Here is a 26,984-nt window from a genome sequence, read left to right as displayed (position 1 = left end):
AAAAAGAGAAGATCTGTCGATCCTCCCTTTTCATTTTCCAACCCTTATTTCTTAAAAATAGAGGTTCTGAAGTCGTTTGTTTGGTCAAGATAAGCTTTAAAGATTGCTCTCTTCAACTTATGAACTGCACTGTCAATATCTGGCTTATAGTCACTCCAACGAGGAGCCACTGCATCCTGTAGCACAGCTTGGTCCATAAGGGCCTGCAATTCACTCACACGATTGATGGTCTTGGTCGCATAGCTTGGCCATGGTTTTGTCGGATCTTTAAAGGTCACTTGTTTCAAGTTTTCAAACTGATCCACACGTTCTTTATACATGGCTTTCTTAAAGGCAGCCCAAGATGCATACTTGCCTTCAAATACCTTTTCCAATACAAGATCATCTGTCACCAATCCGCGTTCTTTACCATAGAGATTGATGGTTTTACCTTTTTGTTTGGCAACTTCTTCGTATTGGTTTGAGATATAAGGTACCATTCCATCCTTAAAGCCTTTGGCAGCCAAAAGTTCGTAAGCGATCCGACGTCCCATAAGGTCCCCTGGCGTGCCTTTCTCACTGCTGAGAGCTGAAAAGATTGGGGCAAAGAGTTTAATGGTATAGTAGCCATTTCGTTCATAGTCGCCAGTCTGGTACTCACGAGCTGATAAGATGTTGTGGTCAATCAAACTTTCAAAGTTGATTAGTTTATTTGCCTCTGCTTCTGTCAATTCTTTGACTACGTTAGTGGCGTAAACCTCATTTCCATCTGCTGGATCTTTCACATACTTGTTCTCAATCTTTCTGAGAGCCGCCATTTTCTGGTAAACATTCAGTTTCTTAACGATTGATTGCCCTTCGAGATATTCCAGCATGTAGATAAGGTCAAACATGTTATGGACATAGTTCTGAAGATCTGTTGCGTTTTGGAATCTCTCTGTCGGATCCAAGACTTGCAGACGGGAGCCCTCTGTACTATCTGATTTTGAGTGTCTCAAGATAGAATTGATGGTAATGGTTGCGTCACTTGGTTGGTCAGGGGCTTGCAATAAGCCTTTTGCGAAGAACTCTGGGCCCAAGCCACTTCTTCGACCATAGCCGCCAAGGTAAATATCCTGATCTGAATCATGGGTCATTTCATGGGTATAAGTAATGGCTCCATCCTTGTCCAGCATACGGTAAGACATATAGTAGACGCCATCACCTGTTGCGTAGGCTCCATGCTGATTGTGTACTACCTTATTGCCAACTGGTCCAAAGAAGTTCTTCATGGCAGGATTGGAACTATCAAACTTAGCCTCCACTGTAGCTTTTCCAGATGTTGTGTCATCCCCAAACTTATAGGCATCATAAAGGAGAATCGTACGATAGAGTTTTTCACGTGATTGTTCATCTAAAATGCGATACCAATAATCGTAGTGATCTCGCTGGCGTTTGGCTGTTTCACGCGCATTTTCTTCAACAAAGTCATTGAGAGCCTTGCCCGCTTTATGGTCACTATTTCGGTAGCGATCATAGGCTCCAAATCCTAGACTAGACATGGTCGAGATGACAAATACTGATTTCTCTGGCAAGGTTAGGAGAGGCAAAACCATATTGCGGTATTTCCATGTGGCACTCGTGATGCGATCATAAACACCGATAGAATACTTGGTGCCAGCAAGTCCTTGCTTCGCTTTCACCTCTTCGATAGTGGATTTTTCTTCGACAATGTAAGCCTTAGTCTCTGATTTAAACCAGTCATTGTTACTTGTATTTGGTAAAAAGACTTTTCGGTAATGTTCTAGAGTGCTAAATAAATCTGTCGTTCCATGATGGCTAGCTAGACTAATAGAATAAGTATCAACGTTGTTCTTAGCTAGAAGGTTGTTAAAGCCAGATTTACCCAACTCGATCAGAGTATCCAGTGGTGAAGCATTTCCCTTACCAAAGAAGTCCAAATGGTACAGAACTAGGTCTTTGACATTCACCTGACCATAGCTAAAGTTATACCACCGTTCCAGATAGGTCAAACCAAGTAGCAAGGCTTCCTTGTTGCGCTTTATTTTATCTACAAGGTAACCTTCGGTGACTGGGTTAGCACCGGCAAGTCCAGCATCAGCTGGCAAGAGCTTTTTCAAACTGTCTTCCAGATGTTCCTTTGTTTTGGCGAACTGTTCTTCAAGGTAGAGCTCAGTCTGTTTGACTTTTGGAGAAATACCGAGTGTCTTTCTGATTGCTTCTGAGTGGTAGTCCACCTTTTGTAAGTCAGGTAAGACTTGTTTGATGATAGAGCTTTGGTCATACAAGAATTGGTTTGGCGTATAGAGAAGACCCGTATTTCCTAGACTATATTCTGCTAATTTGGCGAAATCATCCTGGTAATGGAGATCAAGCTTTTCAGATGAATGGTCCTTGTAGTGCAGCAAGAGTTTGTTTGCAGTCTGTTTGTTAGAAACAATATCTGTGATGACTTGGTTATCCTTCATCATAACTGCCGACAAGAGTTCTTTTTGATATAAGAGACTATTCTCATTGACAAGATTTCCGTATTTGACGATGGTTGCCTTGTTATAGAAAGGTAACAATTTTTCAATGTTCTTATAAGCCAAGGCGCGCTTAGCTTGATAATGGGCCACCTTAGAAAAGTCACTGTCCTTCTTGCCGCTTGTTGAGAGGGGCTCCACTGTTGGTAGAGTGAGAGGATTAATGGCTGCTTTTTTGCTTTCGATTTGGGAAGCATCTAGCATTGTTCCTCTTTCTTCAAAGGATTCCTTGCTGACGACCTCATCCTTGACCAAGGTGACATTGTAGACTCTGTTGGCCTTGCTGCTGAATGTGTCCTTCACCTTCATTCCATTATAGTGGTAACCGGTAATGGCATTTCCGTTGGTTACATTGACATCACTGAGAACATTGGTCAATCTTCCAGCATGCTGTTCCTCATTAGTTTTTCGATCCCACAAATAGCCTGCTACTCCCGCGACTCTACCAAAGTGCTTGGCATTGTTAATATCGCCTTCAGCGTAGCTATTTTGGATCTGTGCATCCTGATCTACTAGACCTGCAAGACCACCTACAGTCTGATCTGAAGTATTTGTGTTGGATGAAATGGCTACTGTCGCTTTTGACTTACTAAGTAAAGCCTTGTCACCTGTCAAATGACCGACCAAACCACCGATATTGTAGGCAGCAGTCGTTTCATAAGTATTGATAATTCTCCCCTTGAAACTGCTCTCTGTGATACTTGATTGGTCCGCCTTAGCCAGCAAACCACCGATACCACGTTCACCTGCTAGAACACCATCGACATGAACTTGCTTAATCTTTGTACCATTCTGGGCTTCATAGGCCAGTGAACCGATATCATCTTTCCCTGAAATGGAGACATTTTTCAGACTCAATTTTTCTACTCTAGCGCCACTCAAAGTTTCAAACAGAGGCTTTTTCAAGTTGTAAATAGCATACTGCTTGCCATCTTTTTCACCGATCAACTGACCAGTAAAGGTACCCTTGATGTAGGACTTTTCATCAGGATCCAACTCCACTTCGTTGGCGTTCAAGCTAGCTGCTAAATAATAGGTTCCAGAGAGATTCTGCTTGATAGCTTTGACGAGGTTGCTAAAGGAAGTAAAGGTTGTCGTTTCCTCTGTAGCCTTCTTAGCTAGATAGAAGGTGAAATTATCGACATATTTATTTTCTAGCTCTTGCTGGAGTTTCTCAGCCTTGGCTGTAATTTTATAAACTGACTGACCATTTTTCGTTTCTGCCGTTATTGAAGAAACTGGTAGATAGACATCTTTAACTGCCGAAGATTTAACCTTGACAAAGTAAGTTTCTGTATTCTTTGGAACACTGTCTAAAGAAACATGTTGTTTGTAAGTACCATTGGTCTGACTATACAACTCCAGATCCGAAACATTTCTTAGCTCAAGCGTTTTCTCTGGATCTTTTTCTTTTGGTTTTTCTGTCGGAGCTTCCGGTTTTACTTGCTCGGTATTGCCCGTATATTCTGGAAGAGGAGCGACTTGCTCCGGTTCCACAATGGCTCCTGCTTGCTCACCTTTATATTCTGGTAGGGAAGACTGGATTTCTGGTTCAACGATAGCACCTGATTGAGTATCTGTATACTCTGGTGTTTCAGTTGTCTCAGGGGCAACAACCGCTCCCGCTTGAGTTTCTGTATACTCTTGTGTTGGTGGCACCTGTTCAGGCTCTACGATTGCTCCAGACTGCTCGCCTGTATAGGATGGTTTCTCAGCCATTTCTGGTTCCACCAAAGCCCCAGACTGGACGCCCCCAACCTCTGGCTCAACTTGTTCTGGCTCGACGATGGCACCAGCTTGGGTTCCCTGATACTCAGGTTGCGGAGCTACCTGCTCGGGTTCAACGACTGCTCCTGCTTGGGTGCCTGTATATTCTGGTTTTTCAGCTGTTTCAGGGGCTACAATCGCTCCCGCTTGTTCTCCTTTATATTCTGGTAAGGAAGCCTGGGTCTCAGGCTCTCCTTTTCTTGCAGACTGAGATGCTTCACTCGGTACAACTGCCTTCTTAGTCCCTTTTTCTACTATACGTGGCAAGGCTTCTTCTACATTGGTCGAGAGAACTTCTCGGGAAATTTCTTGGTTTTCAACAGTGAAAATGCGAACGACTTCAACCTTCTTCCCAGCATGACCTTCTTGTTTGACACGAATGGTTCCCTCTGCTAGTTCGGGATTTTCTTGAACCACTTCTGAAAAGTCTAGTTTGGTTACAATCTCTTGGTCTTTGTATAGGAGCTCTGGTTTGTTCACGCGACCAGCCAAGACTTCGTCTTGAGGATCTACACTAGCAAGACCAGACGGATTTTGATTGGATGAATCTTGAGAAGGGATTGGCTTCTCAGCAGGCGTTGTAGGAGAGGTAGCTTTCTGCTCATCTCCTGCCTTTTGCCCACCTTCATTGGTCTGAAAACGAGGTTGAACCGTGTAGTCTGGTTTCTGACCTCTAGCAGCAGTTTCTTGCAAACTAGCGTCCTTGTCTTGCTTAATATAGCCTAGGTAGGTATAACCCGATAGGGTGCGTGGCAAAGGCAGACTGTCTCCTTGGGATAATTGGTATTCCTGATTGTACTGGAGCAAAAGCTGATTTTCGATAGCCTGAACCGAAGAAACCAAACCACTACCCATCCCTGTTATCAAAATCACATTCAATAGAGCTTTCTTTTTGCCTTTCTTTTTCGATACGACAAAAATAAGGAGGCCGATCGAAGCCATGACTCCACCCGATAAAACGCTAGTAAGGCTATGCTGCCCACCTGTATTGGGCAACTGACCCAGCTGGGCTTTCTCATCCATACGGTAGACTAGATAATAGGTGCTCTCACTATCTTCCGCAATTTTAGGAATATCCTTGACAATCAAGTCTTTTTCTTGCCTACTCAGCTCCGTATCCGTCACATATTTGTAGTGAACAGCTACATTTTCTTGGGCAAATACGGTTCCACTACTCGCAATGGACACAAAAAATAGGCTTGAAATCGAAGCTGACACAAGTCCAATTGCTAATTTTCGTAAGGAGAAACGATGCTGCTTCTCTCCAAAAATCTTTTTCATTCTAAATCCTCTCAACTTTTCAACCTCTATCAAGGAAATAACTAGCATTATATTTTGATATAGGTAATTTACATTCATCATTATACTATAAAAAAAGGTCCTTGTCCCAAATAAATGCTTTGAATTTTATGAATGTAAAAACTTATTTATCTTGTCAAGTTTACCTCTGCTTGATGACAAAAAAAGAAGGCTAATCGCCTTCTCTTATTTAAAAATATTCCTAACAAAAAGTCATTATTCTTGAATCTCGAATTTTTTCAAAAGTCCAAAATAGAGGGATCCACCAATGATTGTCAGAATTCCTCCTACCCAGCCCAAGAATGGGATCAATCCAACAGAACCACCTACGATAAACAAAACAGACGGTGCAGGCGTCACACGCTCATCGTCCTTGTAATAAACAATGGCTACAATTCCTAAAACCAAGACAGCAATTTTTACCAATGACAAAATAATTGAAAAAATCGTCAATAGCCCAACTGTTGCATCTGAGTCCTCCGTTGCCGCAGCAGCCCCGACAGCTATCATAAACATAACAAGAGGTGCCAACAGCAAGACGATACCTGAAATAAGACCAAAAATCGCATTTACGCGAGCAAGTGTATTTGTTTTCATCTGAATCTCCTTAAAAATTTTTACAGCTATCATTTTATCATATTTTCATGAAAAACAAAAGAAATTTCAAAATGAATATACTAGATGGTGAATGGTTTCAAATTTCTATCCAGACATTTAGAGTAAGAAATATGTCATGTATCAATTTATTTGTAAATTCATTCGTTTTTATACTAAGCAAGCCGTTCCCCTAAAAAAAGAAGATCCAAGTGATCTTCTTTTTTCGTGGCTGTTTTTGCAAGAGACTTATCTTTCAAAGATAGACTGTCTGAAGTCGTCTGTAGCACGTAGATAAGCATTGAAAATACGATACTTGAGTTGGGCGACACTGCTCTTAGAGCTGTCTGATAAAGCACGATCAATGTTCTTAGCTGAGGCATCCGCTAGTACTGCTAAGTACATATAATCTTGTAATTCCTCATAAGAAGAAATTGTAATTTGTCGTTTGCTATCTAGTTTTCCTGCTTCAAACTCAATGGTGATAGGGCGAAGGAAGTTTTGGGCCTTGTTGTATCGTTCATTCAACATCGCTTTCTTCAAATCCTTCCATGATTCATACTGGCTACCGTAAAGGTTTCTAAGGATTAGATCATCTCCAACTACTCCGACATCTCCTCGGTTCCAGATTGAGTAGGTCTTATGACCTTCTTTAAGCGCTTGGCCAGAGTATTGGCCAGATACATATGGGACAAATCCTTGCTGGTACCCCTTGTCTCCGAGCAATTCATAGGCTCTACGGCGGAACATAAGTCCCCCAGGTGCACCAGTTGGATTGTCCAGAGCTGCATAGAAGGAAGCAAACATATTGACGATATAGTAGCCATTTCGTCCAAAGCTAGCTGTATCCCAACCATCGCGACGACCAATGATATTATAATCAACCAGAGCATCGACAGATTTTAGTTTAGCTGCTTCTTCGGCTGTTATAGGGACAATGCGATCATCAGCATGGGCTTGTTTACCATAAGACGTATTCTCAAATTTATAATTTTCAGCCTTACGGTACCATTTCATTTTCTGTTGATCAGTTAGGACACCAGTAACAATATCCCCTTCTACATAATCCAGAAGGTTTAGCACATCAAAGACTCCATGCATGTATTCCCGTAAAGCATCTGCTGAGGAGAATCGGGCAACAGGATCATAGGTATGGTAACGAGAGGTCGAATCTTTATCTCCTTGATAGAAACTATTGAGAACGAGACCTTTTTCGCTAACATTGGTTACAGACTCTAACATTCCTGTAGCAAAGCTCTCAGGTCCTTCACCCTCACGACGACCATGTCCTTCAAAATAGATAGAACCATCCGAGTTGTGGGTCATTTCATGGGTATAGACCATGGTTCCAGAAGCTCCTAGCATCTGGTCATAGACGTAGAAGACTTCATAACCATTAGCAAAGGCCCCTAGTCCATTGTCTCCGTGATACTTGCCAGCAGGACCAAAGAAATTGTACATAGCAACAGAGGTCTTATCATTACGCGGAGCCCAATATTGCTGGCCTTTATCATTGTAAACAAAGAAACCATCTGTAACGATCACCCGTCTGAATAGAGTGTCTTTCCTGTTTGGACTTAGAATGTTGTACCACATATCATAGTGGTTTCGTTGCCATTCAGCTGATTGATCCACAAGTTTTTCAACATGTCGATGGAGTTCCTCGCCTGAGAGAACTCTGCCACCTTCTTTCCTGTAGCTTCCAAAGCTACCAAAGGCAATGGTCGACATATTGCTGATGATATAGACATCTCTTTCAGGTAAGGTCAGAAGTTGGAGGACCATTTGCTTGAAGCCCCAATCTCCCTGAGTCAGTCTGTCGTAGACCTTGATTGTATACTTACTCTTACGATCCGCATTGTCCTGCTTAGCCTGAATTTCTGGCAGGCTTGAACGAGCCTCTACGATATAAGCCTTGGTATTTTCCTTAAACCATTCACTATTGGTTTTGTGTGGCAAGAAGAGTTCACGCAGACTTTCTAGGTAAGCAAAGAGGTCCCCTGTGCCTTTTTCCTTGGCTAGAGATTGTCGGTAAGTATTGAAGTTGTTTTGTGCTCGAAGATTGCCCATTCCAGAGTTACCGAGAGCAATGATGGTATCAAGTGTCGAAGCGGCTTGATTACCAAAGAAATCAAACTTATAGGCATTAAGATCCTTGGTGTTGAAAGTTCCATAGTTGACATTGTACCAGCGGTTGAGATAGGTCAGACCAAGCATAAAGGCCTCTTTGTTCTTCAGAATCTTTTGGCTAATCGCATCCGCTACGGCAGGGCCTAAGGTGTTGATCGACTTGTCAACTGAAAGCACCTTGAGGAGCTCCTGACCTAGGTCAGCTTTGATTTGTTCAAAGGCTTTTTCCAGATAAAGATCATCTAAGGAGGCTGTTTCACCAATTCCCAGTACCTTACGCACTGCAGTTGAGTCATAAGTCACAGCTTTGAGTTCATTCAAGACACTCTCTTTAATGGACTGGTAGTCCGATAGAAAGGCTTCTGGTGTATAGAGCAAATTCTTTTCAGCGATGCTATATTCAGCAATCTGGCCATTGGCAAAATCACCCTTGTAGGTCAAATCAAGATAAGCGATCGTCTTATCTGCATAATGCAGCATTAGTCTATTGATTTCGCCCTTATGACTGTTGATATCCGTTATCAGTGTCCCATCTTTCATCGGAACCACATCTAACAAGGCTACTTTGTTGAGTTTATCATCTTCAGCTAATTGGTTGGCTGCATGAACGATGAAGTCTTTATTGTAGAATGGTAACAGTTTTTCTACATTTTCGTAGGCTTGCTTTCTGGACTTCTGAGCTCCCCTCACTCGACTATAGTCTGTCTGATGCTGGTAAGTTTGCTGCAATGGCTCCTGGTCCGTCAAGTTCGAAGTGATTCCAAAGGACTGACGTTTGGCTTGCGCATCGGCCTCTGAAATAGTACGGACAAAACGCTCATCTTTTCGATTTGCTGTAGTCCCTTCAAGAACATAAGAGTCCCGAACAGAAGCCTCTGGATAGGGATCTCCTGTCATGGCATGACCATTTTGAACCTTGACACTGGTCAAGACATTTCGGACCTGTCCATTGTTCCAAGTAGATCCGATCGCTCCACCAACTTGGCCAGAATGACCTCCATTTTGGATAGAACCGATCACATAAGAAGTTTCTAATCTAGCTCCATTTTGCAAGCGACCAATCAAGCCTCCAACACGCTGGTCTCCATTTCTACCCGTTACTTGGATAGATACATCCGCCTGACTCTTCTGCGTCAGTGATTGGTTCCCGTGGAAATTACCGACTAGGCCACCAATATTGTACTCCTGCCCCCCATCTTGGGTGCTAGTGATGAATCCTTTAAAGGCAACATTGGTAAGTTTTGTGTTTTGGGCAACTCCTACTAGTCCACCGATATGCTTGTTCCCAGATAGACTACCACTTACAGAAACATCCGTAATCGTTGCATTTTGAACGTTGCTAGCCAAGGCCCCTATAGAATCCTTGCCTGTAACTGCAGCCGATTTCAAGGTCAGTTGCTGGATGGTGGCATTTTTCAAGGTTGCAAAGAGTGGTTTTTCCAAGTTGTAGATGGTATAATCTTTTCCATCCACTCGGCTAGTTAGGCTACCTGAAAATTCTTCTGGTACATAGCTTGTCGCAGACTGTTCCAACTGAATCTCATCTGCTGAAACATTCGCTCCTAGTTTGAAGTTTCCAGTCGGGTTTGACTTCATAGCCTCTATGAGCGTTTTGAAGGACGTATAGACTCCTTCTTGACTAAGAGGCGTTTTCGGCAGTTCAAAAGAGTAATCTGGACGATAACGGTCCCCTTCTCCCTCGACGAGTTGATTGGCTGATACTGTTACGGAGTAGGCATTGCCCTTGTCTGTAATCTTAGAAACAGGTAAGAGCATGTCCTTGAACTTGTCTGACTGAATGCGGACATAGTAGTTGTCCAAATCAGACGGCACTTCCGACAGAGATAGGTAACGTCGGTAGTGACTGCCATCTTTACCGTACAGCTCGATGCGGTCGATGTCTTTAATTTCAACCTTCTTATAATCTAGCTGAACTGGGCGTTGATCCTCTATACTAGTTTGTTCCCCTTGACCCAGATCATATTTCATGACAGTTTTGAGAGTATAAGGAGTATAGTAGTCCAAGTCATCAAGTGTCAATTTTTGAGTGAGGTCCACAAGGTCGACTTCCTTAATTAACGTTTCACCCTTGTATAGCTGCACTTTGGCTGATTGATAGCTAGCTGTAGCATCCGTCAAGTGATAGCTAAGAGAAACTTGTCGTTTGTCTTCTTCCTTCTCGACACTGACTAGAGAGAGGGTTGGTTTTCTCTTGACACCATCCAGAGCTTGACGAGCTGCCTCGAGATCCGTCCGAACTTGATCGACCAAGGCTTGATTGGCGAAAGGATTGTCCAAAACGAGCTTGGCCTGATCTAGAGCACGGTGATAGCGGAGTTTGGTTTGTTCATCAGCATACTGGTAAGCAACTGTAGACTGAGTCACATCCTTCATGTCAAATTCAACTCCAAGAGTTTTCTTATCAACAGGTTGGCCGTCTAGATTATTCTTAGCAGTTTCAAGGGCTTTTTTCAAAGAATCAACCTGTTCTTGACTGGCATGAGATGTCTCAAAGAGAGCTTGGGCATTTGCGACTGCCTCTTTATAAGACTCTTGATCTGCAGTGGTATCATTGAAATACTGATGCGTTTTCTGGATGCTATCGGCCTCTTCCACTAATTGGTGCAAGGATTCGAGATCGAGAGTTCCTTTTTCTGGTTCCACAGGAGCGTGATCCGCATTTGTAGAAATTGGTTTTGTACCGACTTTGATGATCTGAGGAACTGCTTCTTTTGTGATAGTGTTAGAGATTTCCTCTGTATTTTCGACTTTTCCATCTACTAAATACTGACGAGTCACAATCGTACGCACGCCATCTTGACCTGCTTGACTAACTTCTCTTTGCCCCAATGGCAGGTCTGCACTTTCCACTTCCTTGGTTGGATAGGGTTCGGCCACTGTTGTGGTAACGTCCTTTTCTTCGACGTTTAAGCTTGGAACTTCATTTACAGGAGCGTCTGTTGGTTTCTCGCTAACAGGGCCTGTTCCAACTGTTACGATCTCTGATACCGCTGGAGTCGTCACTTCGTTGGAGATTTCCTGGCTTCTCTCTACTTTGCCATCTACTATGTACTGACGGGTGACGATTGTGCGCACTCCATCTTGACCAGCTTGGGTTATCTTGGTCTGGCCAACTGGTAAGCTATCACTCTCTACTCGTTCTCGAGTGTAGGGTTCTGCTACCGTCGTGGTAACATCTTTTTCTTCAACGTTTAAGCTTAGAACTTCATTTATTGGGGCGTCTGTTGGTTTCTCGCTAACAGGGCCTGTTCCAACTGTTACGATTTCTGATACTGCTGGAGTTGTCACTTCGTTAGAGAGTTCCTGGCTTCTCTCTACTTTTCCATCTACCATGTACTGACGGGTAACGATTGTACGCACGCCATCTTGACCAGCTTGTGTTATCTTTGTCTGGCCAACTGGCAAGCTATCACTCTCTACTCGTTCTCGAGTGTAGGGTTCTGCTACCGTCGTGGTAACATCTTTTTCTTCAACATTTAAGCTTGGAACTTCATTTATTGGAGCGTCTGTTGGTTTTTCACTAACGGACTCCTCTGGGCTTGGTTTTGTAGGAGAAAGGACCTTGCTTCCGACTTTTCTAATCTCAGAAGTCGGCTCAGTCGTTACCTGATTGGAAATCTCCTCTGTATGGATCACCTGACCATTTAAAATGTAGCTGCGGGTCACAATGGTACGACTACCATTTTTCCCTGCCTGAATCACCTCAGTTTGACCTTGTGGCAAATCAGCTGCCTCTTCTTCCTCTACTTGGAAAGGAATAATCTCTGTACGACTCGTATCTTTACTTTCAACCTTTAACTCTGGTTGTTCAAATACAGGAGCATCACTTGGTTTCTGAAAACGATACTCTTCCTGCGCTTGACTTCCGTTTGAAGTTTGAACTGGAGTATCAATAGGAGTCGAATGATTCAACTCTTTCTTGCCATCAACTGGAGAGTTTACTGCTTTTTGAGACTTCAAATAGCCTACATATTGGTAACCTTCAATCGTAAGTGGGGATTGTAATGCTTCCCCGACCTGTACAGTCAATTCCTGATTATAGTCTGCCAGCATTTGATTTGTCAAAGCCAAGGAAGTTGGCGCGATCAGCTGACTTCCTAGACTGGTTAAAAGCATAAATGAAGCTAGCTTTTTGCGATCATCTCTGCCCAGTTTAATCGCTACGACCAGTAGTACAATACCTGCCCCTGCTGCAATTGAGCTAATGAGTTGGCTGTGACCAGTTGCAGGCAACTGTCTCGTCGGACGATAAATCAAATAGTATGTATCATCTGTTTCCTCAGCAAACTGTGGCAACTCTTTGACTACCAATTGCTTCTCTTGGTCCGTGAGCTCACTCTCTGTCACGTACTTATAGTGAACCTGTTTTGTGACGGATGGCGTCTGTTCACTAGCCGCTACACTTACAAGAGAACCTCCTCCACTAAAAAGGTAGAAAACCCCTACCAGAGCAGAAACTAAACCAACCGAAACTTTTCTCAATGAAAAACGTTGGTGCTTTTCTCCTAAATAACTTCTTTTCATTCCTAATCTTTCCTTTATCATGATTTGAATCCCCTCTATTCTACCGAAATTTACTAGATTATTCAATTTATTTGCTATAAATAATAGCCACAAAAAACTGCTAATCTTTTCAGTTCATTTACGCTTTCAAAATCCTTATCTTATCAGGTCTTGAATGCACAAACAAGATCATGGAGAAACCACAGAAAAATTCCTAGGTAGCCTTAAACCTAGGAATTTTTCAAATTTTAATCAAACAGAATCGTTTCCTTATTTCTTGAAAATAGACTGTCTGAAGTCGTCTGTCTCACGAAGATAAGCGTTGTAAATCTTCTTCTTGAGCAGGTTAACCCAGCTAGCTTCGACACGGCTAGTAGCATTGGTAATGTTGCGTACATCCTCTGCCACGGCTGCATCCATCAACTGCTGCATCTCTGCATAAGAGCGAATGGTTACTTTCTTGGTACTGTTTGGATTTTTAAGCTCGTACTCAATGGTAATTGGCTTCAGCTTGGTCAGCTGATCAATTCGCTCTTGGTACATAGCTTTCTTGAAGGCTACCCAGGAATCATATTCGCCTTTGAATACATTTTCCAAGACTTTCTGATCCGTCACGAGACCAACATCTCTTCCAGACCATCCGTCCCACGTTTTCTTCCCTTCATCGAAGGCTTCCTGAGAGTACTGACCAGAAACATAAGGGACAAATCCTTCATGGTAGCCCTTGGCTGCCAGTAATTCATAGGCTGTGCGACGGAACATGACGTCACCTGGCGCTCCATTTGGATTGCTCAAGGCTGAGTAAATTGGTGAGAAGAGGCTGAGACTGAGGTAGCCATTTCGACCATATTTCCCACTTTCCTTATTCTCCCGACGAGTGATCACATCATTTTCAATCAAAGAGTCAAAGGTCTTCAGCTGCTTGATTTCCTCAGCTGTGAAGCTTCGCGTCTGGTTACCTGCGTGGGTCTCCTTACCATACTTATCTGTAATATAGTAATTCTCCATCTTCCTGAACCACTGTAACTTGGCAGCATCGCTCTGCTTCAACATAGAAGTACCTTCTAGATAGTCCAGGGTGTAGATCATGTCAAACATACCATGGACATAGTGTTGTAGGTCTGCTTCATTTTGAACACGCTCCTTGAAATTATAGGTATGCATACGTGTCTTAGAATCCTTGTCCACCTTGAAGAGAGTATTGAGCGTAATGGTTGGTTCATCTGGGCTTGGCGAAGATTGCAAGAGTCCACGAGCATAGAGTTCCGCACCCAAGCCCTCACGACGACCATAACCTTCAAAGTAAATTGCACCGTCAGAGTTATGGGTCATCTCATGCGTGTAGACTGAGTTACCATAGTCTTCCAACAATTTAGCAGCATCAAAGTGAGTTACACTACCCGTAGCATAGGCATTATAACCCTTGCTTGGATACCACTTGCCGGCAGGTCCGAAGAACTCCTGCATAGCTAGAGATTTTTTATCATTAGCTGGAGCCCAGTATTTTTGACCATTCTTGTCAACCAATGAGAATCCATCATAAACCAGAACAGAACGGAAAAGCTTGTCCTTGCTTTCTGGACTGAGAATCTTGTACCAGAAATCATAGTGGTCGCGCTGGTATTCAGCTGTTTTTCTCACTCGGTCTTCGACATATTCAGCTAGTTCTGCGTCTGTGCGCACTCTGTTATTGGCATCCAGGCGATAGCGATCATAAGCTCCCATAGAGAGGGTAGACATATTAGAGATAGCATAGACACCCTTCTCCGTCATGGTCAAGAGTGGCAGGAGCATGCCCTTGTGTTCCCAATTATCTGCAGTAATCTTGTCGTACACACCGACAGAGTACTTGCTCTTGCCCTCGGCTGCGTCCTGAAGCTTTCTCGCTTCTGGCACATCGGACTTAGCCTCAACAATATAGGCTTTTGTATTGGTCTTGAGCCATTCATTATTGGTCTTGTATGGTAGGAAGAGCTGACGGTAGCCTTCAAGGTAATTGAAGAGTCCTCGCTTGCCAGTTGCTTCAGAGAGCGAATTATCATACGCTGTATAGTTGTTCTTAGCCTTGAGATTCTCAAGTCCTGATTTCCCTAAAGCAATGATTGTATCAAGAACCGAAACGTCATTCTTACCATAGAAATCCATCTTGTAAGCCGACAAGTCTTTGACATTAAAGTTATCATAGTTGATATTATACCAACGGTTAAGGTAAGTCAAACCTAATAGGAAAGCTTCTTTATCAGCAAGAATCTTCTTAATAAGATAATCCTTAACTACTTCACCTTCAGTATTGATAGCCTTATCCATAGCCAGCACTTTGCGAAGCTCACCTGATAGCTTACTTTTCACTTGCGTAAATGCAGTGTCTAAGTATAGTTCATCCAAAGAAGTATCTGCGGCTACTCCGAGAGCTGTACGCATAGCTGGCGAATCAAGAACGACCTTGTTCAGCTCTGGCAACACTTGATTTAGAATACTAGTATAATCTGATACAAAGGCTTCTGGAGTATAAAGAAGATCTAATCCCTTCATCCTATACTCAGCAATACCTCGATTTACGAAATCTCCCTGATAAGATAATTCTAGGTAATCAATGGTATTGTCCATGTAGTGCAGCATCAAACGATTGATTCCAGTTTTATTGCTATGAATATCAGTGATAACCTGGTCGCCCTTCATCGGAACAACATCCAGTAGGTACTCCTTGTTCAACTTATGCTCTTTCGGAATCTTGTTCGCAAACGAAACAATGGTTTCTTTATTGTAGAAAGGAAGCAGTTTCTCCATATTTGCGTAAGAATATCCGCGGTCAAATTGAGCATTGTTTACTTGACCATAGTCGACAAAACGCATATTTAGATTCGTGTCATCTAGGCTAGTTGTTATGGCCATAGCAGTCAGTTTTTCTTCCATTTCTTCTTGAGTAATGGTAGAAGTAACAAACTGATCGTTTTTCAAGGTTTCGCTTTTTGCAACTTTATAGGCTTGTGTAATGCGGTCGTTTTTGTAGCCCTGATCTCCAGAAATACTGTAAACGTTTGTACCGCTAACATTGCTGATAACATTATCAACTAAACCATTAAAGTAGTTCGAGCCGACCACTCCACCGATTTGACCGTTAGTGGTTGAATTATATAATTTTCCTGTCACATAAGATTTGGTGATTCGAGCGTTGTTTTCTAGACGTCCAACCAAACCACCAATACGTTGTTCATTTGATCTTGCACCGCTAATAATCGTTACATCTGCTTTACTTTGGCTAAGAAGAGATTCTCCTCCTTTAAGGCTTGCAACCAAACCACCTACGTTATAAGCTTTGATGTGTTGATTGTTAGATAGGATGGTACCCGTAAAGGAACTATTGGTAATTTGCGTATTGGTTCCATTAACTACAAGACCAGCTACGTTAGAAGCGTTGCCTACTACCGATACTCTCCCCTGAACAGAAACATCTGTGATTCGCGCATTCTCCGCATTGCGTGCCAGCGCAGCCGAGTCATAGGTACCCACGATATTCACATCTTTAAAGTCGATATTGGAAATGGTAGAACCACTCTTGAGGTTTTCAAATAAGGGCTTGGCTAGATTGTAAATAGCGTATTGCTTACCATTTTGACTACCTGTCAGACTGCCGGTGAAGTTCCCTTTGAGGTACACATAATCCGCAAGAGCTAGGTTGATCTCACTCGCATCCAAATCAGCTCCCAGAACATAGTTTCCTGCCATATTTCGCTTCATAGCGTCTACCAATCCAGCAAAGCTGGTGTAGACATTTTGCTGACTTGGGACAGCTTTACTGATATAGAAGTCATGCCCAGACTTGTAACCCTTCTCACTTTCTTGGACGAGTTCAGGAAGCGTTACATTAACCTTATAGACTGCCTTGCCATCTTTCTCTGCTTCAGAAATGCTGTGAACTGGTAGGAGAATTTCTTTGGATTCGCTTGATTTGATCTTGACGAAGTAAGTAGACAGATCCGTAGGCATAGAGCTCATCGATACAAGGCGCTTGTATTGATCGTTTTCTTTATGATAAAACTCAACTGAATCAATATCACGGAAGGTTATTTTCTTGTATTCTAGCTCAAAGTTACGACTATCTGTTTCAAACTCAGTAAAGCTACCATTATCCAATTCATAAGTCAACTTGGTTTTCAAAGTATAACCTGTATAGTAGTCTAGATCGCCAATTTTCAAGCTGCCAGCAAAATTGGTAATTGGAAGAGTGCGAACCAGCTGATCTCCCTGGTACAATTCTGCAGTCGCTGAACGTAAGGACTGGGTCTGGTCTTCCAATCTATATTGGACCGTCACCGACTTATCATCAGCATTCTCAGTCAGACTTAGAATGGAAACTGTCGGCTTGACTTTAGGCACACCATTTAGAGCTTCTTTGGATGCTGTCAGGTTAGCAAGAGCTTGGTTGACCCGTACTTGTGTAGCAATCTGATTGTTCAAAACTCTTTCAGCCTTGGTCAATTCGTCAGTATAAGCTGTCTGCTTATCTGAGTCCGCATTCTTATATTTAACCGAAGTTTTAACTCTTGGATTTAAATCGTACTCAGTCTGAAGAGCTGTTTTAACAACTTCAAGACCACTTAATTGAGCCTTGGCTTGATTGATTTGTTCCACCAGTTGGTTGACTTCTGCTTGGCTGGCTTGGGATTGGCTCAGAATCGCTTGACCAGCCGTCAAAGCAGCATCATAGTTAGCTTGATGACTCTGACTATCGTTGAAATAACGGGCCTGAGCTTTAATCTGATCCGCTTCTGCCAAGAGATTATGCAGTGAAATTAAATCGAACTCCTCTAAAGCATCTGCTTTCGGTGGATCGTTCGGTACCATGTTTGGCTTAGCCGTTCCAACTTTGACTACTTGCGTTACGGGAGCTAGAGTTTCCTCGTTGGACAACTCTTGGCGATCAACCTCTTGACCGTTAGAACTGTAGACGCGAGTCTTAATCGTGCGCTCACCCTCAACACCTGGAGTTGTGATTTGACGAGCATCTCGAACTAATTCGTCCGTATATTGCTCCTCGATGTTGAAAACAATTTTCTCTACGCGCGTTTCGTCAGTGTAAGTTAGCGGATACTCTGGCAGATTATCTGCTTTTGGTGCTTCATTTGGCACCATGCTTGGTTTAGCAGTGCCGACTTTGACGATTTGTGTTACGGGCGCCAAAGTTTCCTCATTAGACAACTCTTGTCGATCGATTTCCTGACCGTTAGAACTGTAGACTCGGGTCTTGATGGTCCGCTCACCTTGGACTCCCGGAGTTATGATTTGGCGGGCATCTCGAACAAGCTCATCGGTATATTGCTCCTCAATGTTGAAGGCTATTTTCTCTACGCGCGTTTCGTCAGTATAAGTTAGCGGATATTCTGGCAGAATATCTGCTTTTGGTGCTTCATTTGGTACCATATTTGGTTTAGCCGTGCCGACCTTGACCACTTGCGTTACGGGAGCTAGAGTTTCCTCGTTGGACAACTCTTGGCGATCAACCTCTTGACCGTTAGAACTGTAAACACGGGTCTTAATCGTACGCTCACCCTCAACTCCCGGAGTGGCGATTTGACGAGCATCTCGAACAAGCTCATCGCTTTCTTCTTCACGAATGTTAAAGTTGATTTTTTCAACGCGCGTTTCGTCAGTATAAGTCAACGGATACTCTGGCAAAGCATCTGCTTTCGGTGCTTCACTTGGCACCATATTTGGTTTAGCCGTGCCGACTTTGACGATTTGTGTTACAGGAGCTAGAGTTTCCTCGTTAGACAACTCTTGACGGTCAACAACTTGACCGTTAGAGCTGTAGACGCGAGTCTTAATCGTGCGTTCGCCCTCAACACCTGGAGTTGTGATTTGACGAGCATCTCGAACAAGCTCATCGGTTTCTTCCTCACGAATGCTAAAGTTGATTTTTTCAACGCGCGTTTCGTCAGTATAAGTCAACGGATACTCTGGAAGGGGGTCTGCTTGCGGTGGATTGTTCGGTACCATGCTTGATTTAGCCGTGCCGACCTTAACGACTTGCGTTACGGGAGCCAGAGTTTCCTCATTGGACAACTCTTGGCGGTCAACCTCTTGTCCATTAGAACTGTAGACACGAGTCTTGATAGTCCGTTCACCTTGGACTCCTGGAGTGGCGATTTGACGAGCATCACGAACCAATTCGTCCGTATGTTGCTCCTCGATGTTGAAGGCTATTTTCTCTACACGAATTTCGTCAGTATAAGTCAACGGATATTCTGGCAGAATATCTGCTTTTGGTGCTTCATTTGGCACCATGCTTGGTTTAGCCGTGCCGACTTTGACAATTTGCGTTACGGGAGCCAAGGTTTCTTCATTCGAAAGTTCTTGACGGTCAACCTCTTGACCGTTAGAACTATAGACACGAGTCTTAATCGTGCGCTCACCCTCAACTCCTGGTGTTGTGATTTGGCGACTCCCCTCTGGAATCTCATCTGTGTACTGCTCCTCAATAGAAAAATCAATCTTTTCTATTCTAACCTCATCATTTGTAGTCAATTCCAACTCAGAGTTCTCATGAATAGGAGCTGTCTCGGGACTGGTTCCGTACTCTGCCAACTCCGGAACTTCGTGAACAGGAGCTGTTTCAGGAGTTGTGCCATATTCCGTCAATTCCGGAACTTCATGAACTAGCGCTGTATCAGGAGTTATCCCATACTCTGTCAATTCTGGAACTTCGTGAACAGGTGATGTCTCGGGACTGGTTCCGTACTCTGACAATTCCGGAACTTCGTGAACAGGCGCTGTTTCAGGAGTTGTGCCATATTCCGTCAGTTCTGGAGTCTCACGAACTGGAGTTGTCTCAGGACTGGTGCCATACTCTGACAATTCCGGAACTTCGTGAACTGGGGATGTTTCAGGAGTTGTGCCATATTCTGTCAGTTCTGGAGCTTCGTGAATAGGAGCTGTATCAGGATTTGTCCCATATTCCGTCAGTTCTGGAATCTCTTGAACTGGAGGCATCTCAGAACTTGTGCCGTACTCTGCCAATTCTGGAACTTCATGAACTGGAGATGTATCAGGACTCGTGCCATATTTTGTCAGTTCTGGAACTTCGTGAACTGGAGTTTCTTTTGGTATCGAGTTAGTTGGAGCTGTTCCAACTAAAATAATTTCAGAAACAGGTTCAAGCGTCACTTGATCAGAAATCATTTCGCTTTTTACGATTTCTTGATTCTCACGATAATGACGAGTTACAACTGTTCTTTGGCCTCGAACACCTGATTGTATGACTTTTGATTGACCTTGAACCAAGTCATCTGAATACTGGTATTGGGTCTGATAAGGGAGATCTTGAACCGACTTTTGTTCACTAATTTTTAATTCTGGCAATTCATGAACTGCTCCAAGGCGAGCGAGTTCTCTCTCCTTAGCAGCTATAGCTTCTCTTTCTTCCTCAGTTAAAGCATCACCCTTATCCGAAACAATCTCTTTCATATCAAGATTTGTTTCACTCGGTTTAAGTTCACTTCCCTTCTCTTTCTCCAAATCAAGTGTCGGATTTTCCTTCTGAGCAGAATGAGTTAAATGACTATCATTTTGTTCTTCATTCTTTAAGTAACCGATATAGTCGTAACCGTCAATTTTCAATGGCGCTGGAAGGGATTCTCCAAGACCCAAGTTAAGACTTTGATTATATGCAGCGAGTTCGATATTCGTCACTGCTAAGACTGTTGGAGATAGCAGCATGGATCCCATTCCAGTTACCAACAAGATCGAAGATAAATACCTCTTCCCATTTCTGCCTCTAACAACTACAAGTACTAGTAATGCAAGACCCATCGCTGTAAATGTTGATTCCCAAAGGCCGGAGTGACCTGTCTTAGGCAATACTCCAGATGAATCCCCTTGAGTAGTCGGACGATAAACTAAGTAATAGGTCTCTGAAGCATCCTCAACATGCTTTGGAATCTCCCTAATCAAGGCACTCTTCTCTGCCTCTGTCAATTCAGACTCCACTACGTAGTGGTATTTGACCTGAGCAGACTGCTGACTTTGAATTTCTGCTGCCTTTACAGAAGTCAAGTCCCCAGTTATTTGCCCATTCAAAAAGAAGCTTCCAATAGTCGCCGAAACGAGCCCGACAGACAACTTTCTGAAAGAAAAGCGCTGTCGTTTTTCTCCATAAAACTGATGTTTCATTCTAAAGATTTCCTTTTCAATATATTATTCAATCCTTTCTATTCTACCTGATTTCACTTGATTATTCAAATTATTTGTCGCGATTTTTAGAAACAACACGTGCTTTTGAAAAGTACCAAAACACGACCTCCCTTTTTGAAAAAATCTCAAAAATCAACTTAAAACTCTCCCTAAAAATGTTGAATTTCTACATCTTTGTCCTAAGCTTTTACCAGCAAAAAAAGAGAGAAATGACTTTCTCTCTTTTACCTTCTCTCTCATCTTAAACTATGAGAAGACATATTTCTAATCTGATTATTTGGCTTCAAATCCTTCTGCGACAGCGTCCGCAAAGTTTTCTTCTACGATGCTTGCACAATGGTCACAGATAACTGCATGGTAGCTACGTTCTGCAGTAGTTGGATCGATACGACGGCAACGGTCACATACTTCACCTGCAGCGCGTTCAACTGTAAAGGCTACATCTTCAAAGCTTACTGCACTCTCTGGAGCTGGTCCTTCAGCGATGGTCAATTCTGACACGATCAAAAGTTGAGCCACATTGCTGTTCACTGCTTCGAGCAGAGTTTTCACCACTTCATTTGGATAAACTGTCAAGTGGGCTTCGAGTGATTTCCCGATTACTTTTGCATTACGCGCTTCTTCCAAGGCTTTTTGAGCCTGTCCACGGAAGTCCATGAATGCTACCCAGGTATCCAAGATTTCTTCTTGGTTGGCAAAGGTTTGAGCTTCTGGCAGTTCTGACAACTGAACAAAGTCTTCAGCTTCAAACTCAAGATATGACCAGATTTCTTCTGCAGTGTGAGGAAGGATTGGTGTCAAGAGTTTGGTGATTTTGACAAGAATGTCATAGAAGACAGTCTGCATTTGACGGCGTTCGAGTGATTTGGCACCTTCAATGTAGACAACATCTTTGGCAAAATCAAGGTAGAAGGCTGACAAATCAACGTTGATAAAGTTCACCAAGGCCTTGTAGATGGTTAAGAATTCAAAGTCAGCATAAGCATCACGAATCGTTTTCACAAGCTGGTTAAAGCGGATGGTCATGTACTTATCAACAGAACGAAGCTCTTCGTAAGCCACTGCGTCTTGAGCTGGGTTAAAGTCTGAAGTGTTAGCAATCAAGAAGCGAAGAGTGTTACGAATCTTACGGTAAGTTTCAGAGACTTGGCTCAAGATATCCATAGAGATACGCACGTCGTTACTTGAGTCAACACTTGTTACCCAGAGGCGCAAGATTTCCGCACCAAATTGTTTTTCAACATCGCTTGGAGCAATGGTATTCCCAAGAGATTTAGACATCTTCTCACCTTTACCATCAAGGGCAAAACCTTGTGACAAGATTTGTTTGTATGGCGCAACGCCATGGTTGGCAACAGATGTGATAAGTGAAGAGTTGAACCAACCACGATATTGGTCAGAACCTTCTAGGTAGAGGTCTGCTGGGTATTTGAGTTCTGGACGGTTGACCACTACTCCATTCCATGATGAACCTGAGTCAAACCATACGTCCATGATATCTGTTTCTTTCTTGAACTCGCCATTTGGTGAACCTGGATGAGTAAATCCTTCTGGCAAGAGGTCCTTAGCATCACGTTCCCACCAGATGATAGAACCGTGTTCCTCAAAGAGTTGAGCTACATGTTCAATAGTCTCAGCAGTCATGATTGGCGTTCCGTCTTCAGCATAGAAGATAGGAAGGGGAACTCCCCAAGCACGTTGACGAGAGATAACCCAGTCGCCACGGTCACGAATCATATTGTAAAGACGCACTTTACCCCATTCTGAATGGAATTTCACTTTTTCAATTTCATCCAAGATTTCTTGGCGGAATTTTGAAACTGAGGCAAACCATTGTGGAACAGCACGCCAGATGATTGGTTTCTTGGTACGCCAGTCAAATGGGTAGGAGTGGGAGATTTCTTCTTGAGCAAGGAGTAAATCACCCAGTTTTTCGATAACAGTTGGTACCACCTTGTCATAGAATTGACCTTCAAAGTCAGAGCCAGCATTTGCCATCATAATCCCGCGTTCATTAACTGTCACTGCAACTTCAAGACCATTGGCAACACCGACATTGTAGTCATCCTCACCAAAACCTGGAGCCGTATGGACGATACCTGTACCAGAGTCAGTCGTAACGTGGTCACCAAGGATCACCAACTCATCTACAGCCGTATCCCATGGGTGGACTGTTACGATGTGGTTCAATTCTTGACCACGGTAGGTTGCCAAGACCTGAACATCAGTCCAGCCAAATTTCTCAGAAAGACTATTCAATAATTCTGAAGCAACTACAAACTTACGAGATTCACCAGCTGGTTGAACGACTACGTAGTCAATATCAGCTCCAACAGTCAAACCACGAGAAGCTGTGATAGTAAATGGAGTAGTTGTCCAAACTACAATGTAAGTGTCTGTATCTAGGACACCTTTTCCATCTTTGACACGGTTAGCATAGTAAAGGGAAGTTGAAAGCAAGTCATGGTATTCAATTTCCGCTTCAGCAAGGGCTGATTCAGATGACCAAGACCAGTAAACTGGCTTGGCACCACGGTAGATATAGCCTTTTTTAGCCATTTCACCAAAGACACGGATCTGAGCTGCTTCATAGTCTGGAGTCAAAGTCACATAAGGGTTTTCCCAGTCACCAGAAACACCCAATCGTTTAAAGTCTTCACGTTGTTTATCTACTTGAGAAAGAGCGTACTCGCGGCAAAGTTTCAAGTACTCAACCAAGTCCATTTCTTTACGTTTCACGCCCTGTTTTGCCAAGACTTGCTCGATTGGCAGACCATGTGTATCCCAACCTGGGATGTAAGGTGCATAGAATCCTGACATAGACTTAGAACGAACAATAATATCTTTGGAAATCTTGTTCATGGCATGTCCAACGTGGATATTTCCGTTTGCATACGGAGGTCCATCATGCAAGGTGAAATGCGGTTTTCCTTGGTTCAATTCTTGACGACGTTGGTAAAGTTTTGCTTCTTCCCATTCTTTTTGCCAAACTGGTTCTTTAGTTGGAAGACCAGCACGCATAGGAAAGTCTGTTTTCCCTAGATTGAGGGTTTCTTTAAGTTTCATTGTTACTCCTTTAATTTAAAATGACAAAATAAAAACCACGATTCGCAAAAAGGACGAAATTCGTGGTACCACCTTTGTTCGAAAAAAGACAGGGTCTCTTTTCCTCTTTTCCCGTAACGTGGGGGACGTCCAGTCTTACTATTTTCGGACTGGATTGCTTGAGAGGATAATCTAACCACTAGGGATTGCAGGACTCTCACCATCTCCCGCTCGCTGAAAATATAGTTGGTTCGATCTTGTTCTCACATTTTTTATAGGATAAGAACAGATTCTTTGTTAGCATCGTCCTCAGTTGTCGCAGTAGCTTCTACTTCAACTGACTCTTCATGCAGATTAATTTCTTCTGTCTGTTGATTTTGTTGAGCTTCAAACTCAGCTAATTCTTTGTTGCCAGCCTCGATACGAGCTTGCAATTCAGCAACCTCTTCTGGTGTGAATTGACGAGTCATATCAATTGGTTCTTCCTCTGGTTGTAAAGATACAGTTTCACCAAGAACTTCACCCACCACTTCTTTAAAGGCTTCATCACTTGTCTGAAGGTAAGTAGCTGTTGGGCGAAGAATATCTTCCCAATCAGATGACTCAACAATTGCTAACTGACTTTCAATCGTAGACTTGAGGCGTTGATGGAATACACGGCTCTTGTTCTTCAATTCTTCTGTCTCAACAGCCACTCTCTTCGCATTATCTGTTGCCTGACGGAGAATTTCATTTGCCTTGTATTTCGCTTCTTCAAGCAAACGCTGAGCGTCTTGTTCAGCTTGTTGAATAATATTGTTTGAACGTTCTTGAGCAGCTTGTTTAACACGCTCTGCTGTATCTTGAGCAATCAAAACTGACTGACTCAAGGAATCCTTCATCTCATCAAAGTAAGACAAACGTTCTTCCAAACTCTTGATGTGTGTCTCTTTATCGTGATTGCTACGAACCAAGTCTTCATAATCACGAACAACGATATCAAGAAACTCGTCTACTTCTTCTGGGTCAAAACCTCTAAATCTTGTGCCAAAGGTTTTATCTTTAATTTCTAACGATGTAATTGGCATACTTTTCCTCACTTACTTAATAAAAAATAGAATCATTAATTGCTTCTGGTTCTTGCTCGCTTGTTACTGTTCTCTTAGGAATATCATTCGTATAATAGGAAAGACGTTCTTCTAGTTTTTTGATATAGAGTTCAGTTTCATCTTTGTATCGAATCATCTCCTCTAATTCAAAGTAAATCTTATCTAGAAAGAGGTCAACTTCTTCCTGATTGTAGCCTCTGAATGTTCTTGAGAAAGCTTTATCACTTATTTCTTGTGGTGTAATCGACATATTTTTTCTCACTTGCTTAAAAGTAGCCGGACTGTTAGTTTTTTCTTATCCTTTTTGGTCTGACCATTGTCTTTGACAATTTTTAGACGACCAAACTTTCTCACACTGATCAAATCTCCAACTGCAACTTGGTAATCAGATTTTTCAACAACATGATAATTTACCTGGACAGATTTTTTCTCAATCAGTTGACTAGTTTGATTTCTAGATAATTTCAAGGCACTTGATAAGAGGGCATCCAATCGAAAACTCGAAACTAAAATTTCTCGTTCTCTATAATCAATTTTAGACAAAATCCTATCGGTAAAAGGACATTCCTCCAGCGATACAGGAAGTCTGCCAATCTTTCTTATTCCATCCTGAAAAAGAGGAATGAAATCACGATTGACAAAAATCTGTGCTCTCTTTTCATCTACCAAGATATCACCAAATAATTTACGGTCAATTCCTAGTTGGTTGATAATTGTTCCCAATATTCTTCCATGACTCAGTTGCTCAAACTTACTCGGATAGCAAATTTCCAACAAGGCCATTTCAAAGTCTGATATCTCCGGTTCAAAGTAATCTGGATAGAGAAGAACTCGAACCGACTCAGTCGGAAAAAAATCACCGCTACTTTGGCAACCCAGTCCATATGTCCCAGCTAGTACCCTCAAGATCTGTTCCTGATGGGGATTGATAAAAGGAGTAAGTACCGGCGCATAGGTATCTTCCACCCGCTTGATCCACTCTAATCCCTTATCAATAAAGGGAATATCATCTTGGGAAAAATGCTGATAAATGGCTCGATTTGCTGTCATAGTAATAGGACTAGTCGTGTTAAGAGATTTCCAACAAACTGAATCAGAATCAGCGCTGCCCAAACCGTAAAATCAAGGCCAGCAAATTGTAGATTGAGCTTACGAAGGGGCTCAATAACTGGACGAGCAAGTCTGATAACTAGGCGACCTAGCTGGCTTTCATAGGCATTTGGAAACCATGAAAGAAGAGCAAATGCAACGAGAATGATGGAATAAATGCTGACCGCATTTTGGATTAAACGAATTAAGAAAATCATTATCTTGCTCTATTTCGTTTAATATCAAAACCAAACTCAGCGCTTTGTGATTCATCTGGAAGCTTGATATCTTCAATATTCACGACAACGTTGACAGGCGTCAATAGATACATCGTACTCGCAACTTTTTTCATGTTTCCAGCCAAGACATGACGGGCTCCATCTAAGTAATCAAGACAACGACGGGCTTGTACTTCTGTCATATATTGGAAATCAATCAAAATACTTTCATTTCCAGCTAACAAATCTACAATTTCAGTTGCATCTTCATATTTTCTTGGATAGCGAACGTCAATTGTCACTTTCTCATCTGAACGATGGCTTTGCATTGCCAATTCTTGCTGACGCGCATGTAGACGAGTAATATTTGCATCTTTTGCTGATCCTGACTGAGCAGGTGCTGGTAATTCTTTAGAAGATGAGATGGCTGGGCTAACTGTTTCCTCTTGTTGAGTCTGGTAGTTAATCGTTTCTTCTCCGTCTTCTGTAAAATAATCTATAAATTTATCGAATCTATCTTTTAAAGACATAGCTCT

General features: G+C 42.6%; 10 protein-coding genes. All 10 read right to left on the bottom strand.

Annotated features, from left to right (window positions below):
- Window positions 1-44: 44 nt before the first annotated feature.
- The 10 genes from O3652_RS06175 to O3652_RS06130 all read right to left on the bottom strand — a co-directional run bounded on the left by O3652_RS06175 (window position 45) and on the right by O3652_RS06130 (window position 26,978).
- Window positions 45-5,552: a ZmpA/ZmpB/ZmpC family metallo-endopeptidase gene (locus tag O3652_RS06175; protein WP_371590167.1), complete on the bottom strand. Its 5,508-nt coding sequence runs from the start codon at window positions 5,550-5,552 to the stop codon at window positions 45-47.
- A 234-nt stretch (window positions 5,553-5,786) separates the two neighbouring features.
- Window positions 5,787-6,167 (bottom strand): hypothetical protein, encoded by a 381-nt coding sequence (locus O3652_RS06170; RefSeq protein ID WP_000856378.1) that lies wholly within the window; start codon window positions 6,165-6,167, stop codon window positions 5,787-5,789.
- Between the two features lie 246 nt (window positions 6,168-6,413).
- A complete protein-coding gene (locus tag O3652_RS06165; RefSeq protein ID WP_260471500.1) occupies window positions 6,414-12,839 on the bottom strand; it encodes a ZmpA/ZmpB/ZmpC family metallo-endopeptidase in 6,426 nt (2,141 codons plus the stop codon).
- Window positions 12,840-13,088: 249 nt separating this feature from the next.
- Window positions 13,089-20,987: an SIALI-17 repeat-containing surface protein gene (locus tag O3652_RS06160; protein WP_371590166.1), complete on the bottom strand. Its 7,899-nt coding sequence runs from the start codon at window positions 20,985-20,987 to the stop codon at window positions 13,089-13,091.
- 294 nt (window positions 20,988-21,281) lie between these two features.
- Entirely contained in the window at window positions 21,282-24,074 is a 2,793-nt protein-coding gene (gene ileS, locus O3652_RS06155; protein WP_125413018.1) for an isoleucine--tRNA ligase, read from the bottom strand.
- A 251-nt stretch (window positions 24,075-24,325) separates the two neighbouring features.
- Window positions 24,326-25,120 carry a DivIVA domain-containing protein gene (locus O3652_RS06150; protein WP_125413017.1) on the bottom strand — a complete coding sequence of 265 codons (795 nt, stop codon included), beginning with the start codon at window positions 25,118-25,120 and terminating at the stop codon, window positions 24,326-24,328.
- Window positions 25,121-25,136: 16 nt separating this feature from the next.
- Entirely contained in the window at window positions 25,137-25,391 is a 255-nt protein-coding gene (locus tag O3652_RS06145) for a DivIVA domain-containing protein (protein WP_000028988.1), read from the bottom strand.
- An 8-nt stretch (window positions 25,392-25,399) separates the two neighbouring features.
- Window positions 25,400-26,191 (bottom strand): RNA-binding protein, encoded by a 792-nt coding sequence (locus O3652_RS06140; protein WP_371590165.1) that lies wholly within the window; start codon window positions 26,189-26,191, stop codon window positions 25,400-25,402.
- The gene (locus O3652_RS06135) at window positions 26,188-26,448 is read right to left on the bottom strand and encodes a YggT family protein (RefSeq protein ID WP_000576501.1); all 261 of its coding nucleotides are present in this window, start codon (window positions 26,446-26,448) and stop codon (window positions 26,188-26,190) included. Before O3652_RS06135 ends, O3652_RS06140 begins: the two co-directional genes overlap by 4 nt.
- Window positions 26,448-26,978: a cell division protein SepF gene (locus O3652_RS06130; protein WP_049505660.1), complete on the bottom strand. Its 531-nt coding sequence runs from the start codon at window positions 26,976-26,978 to the stop codon at window positions 26,448-26,450. The genes O3652_RS06135 and O3652_RS06130 overlap by 1 nt, the downstream gene beginning before the upstream one ends.
- Window positions 26,979-26,984: the final 6 nt, after the last annotated feature.

Origin of the sequence: Streptococcus sp. 27098_8_23, from assembly GCF_041432195.1 — a bacterium.
Taxonomy (GTDB): Bacteria; Bacillota; Bacilli; order Lactobacillales; family Streptococcaceae; genus Streptococcus.
This window is presented reverse-complemented; position numbering and strand designations above follow the sequence as displayed.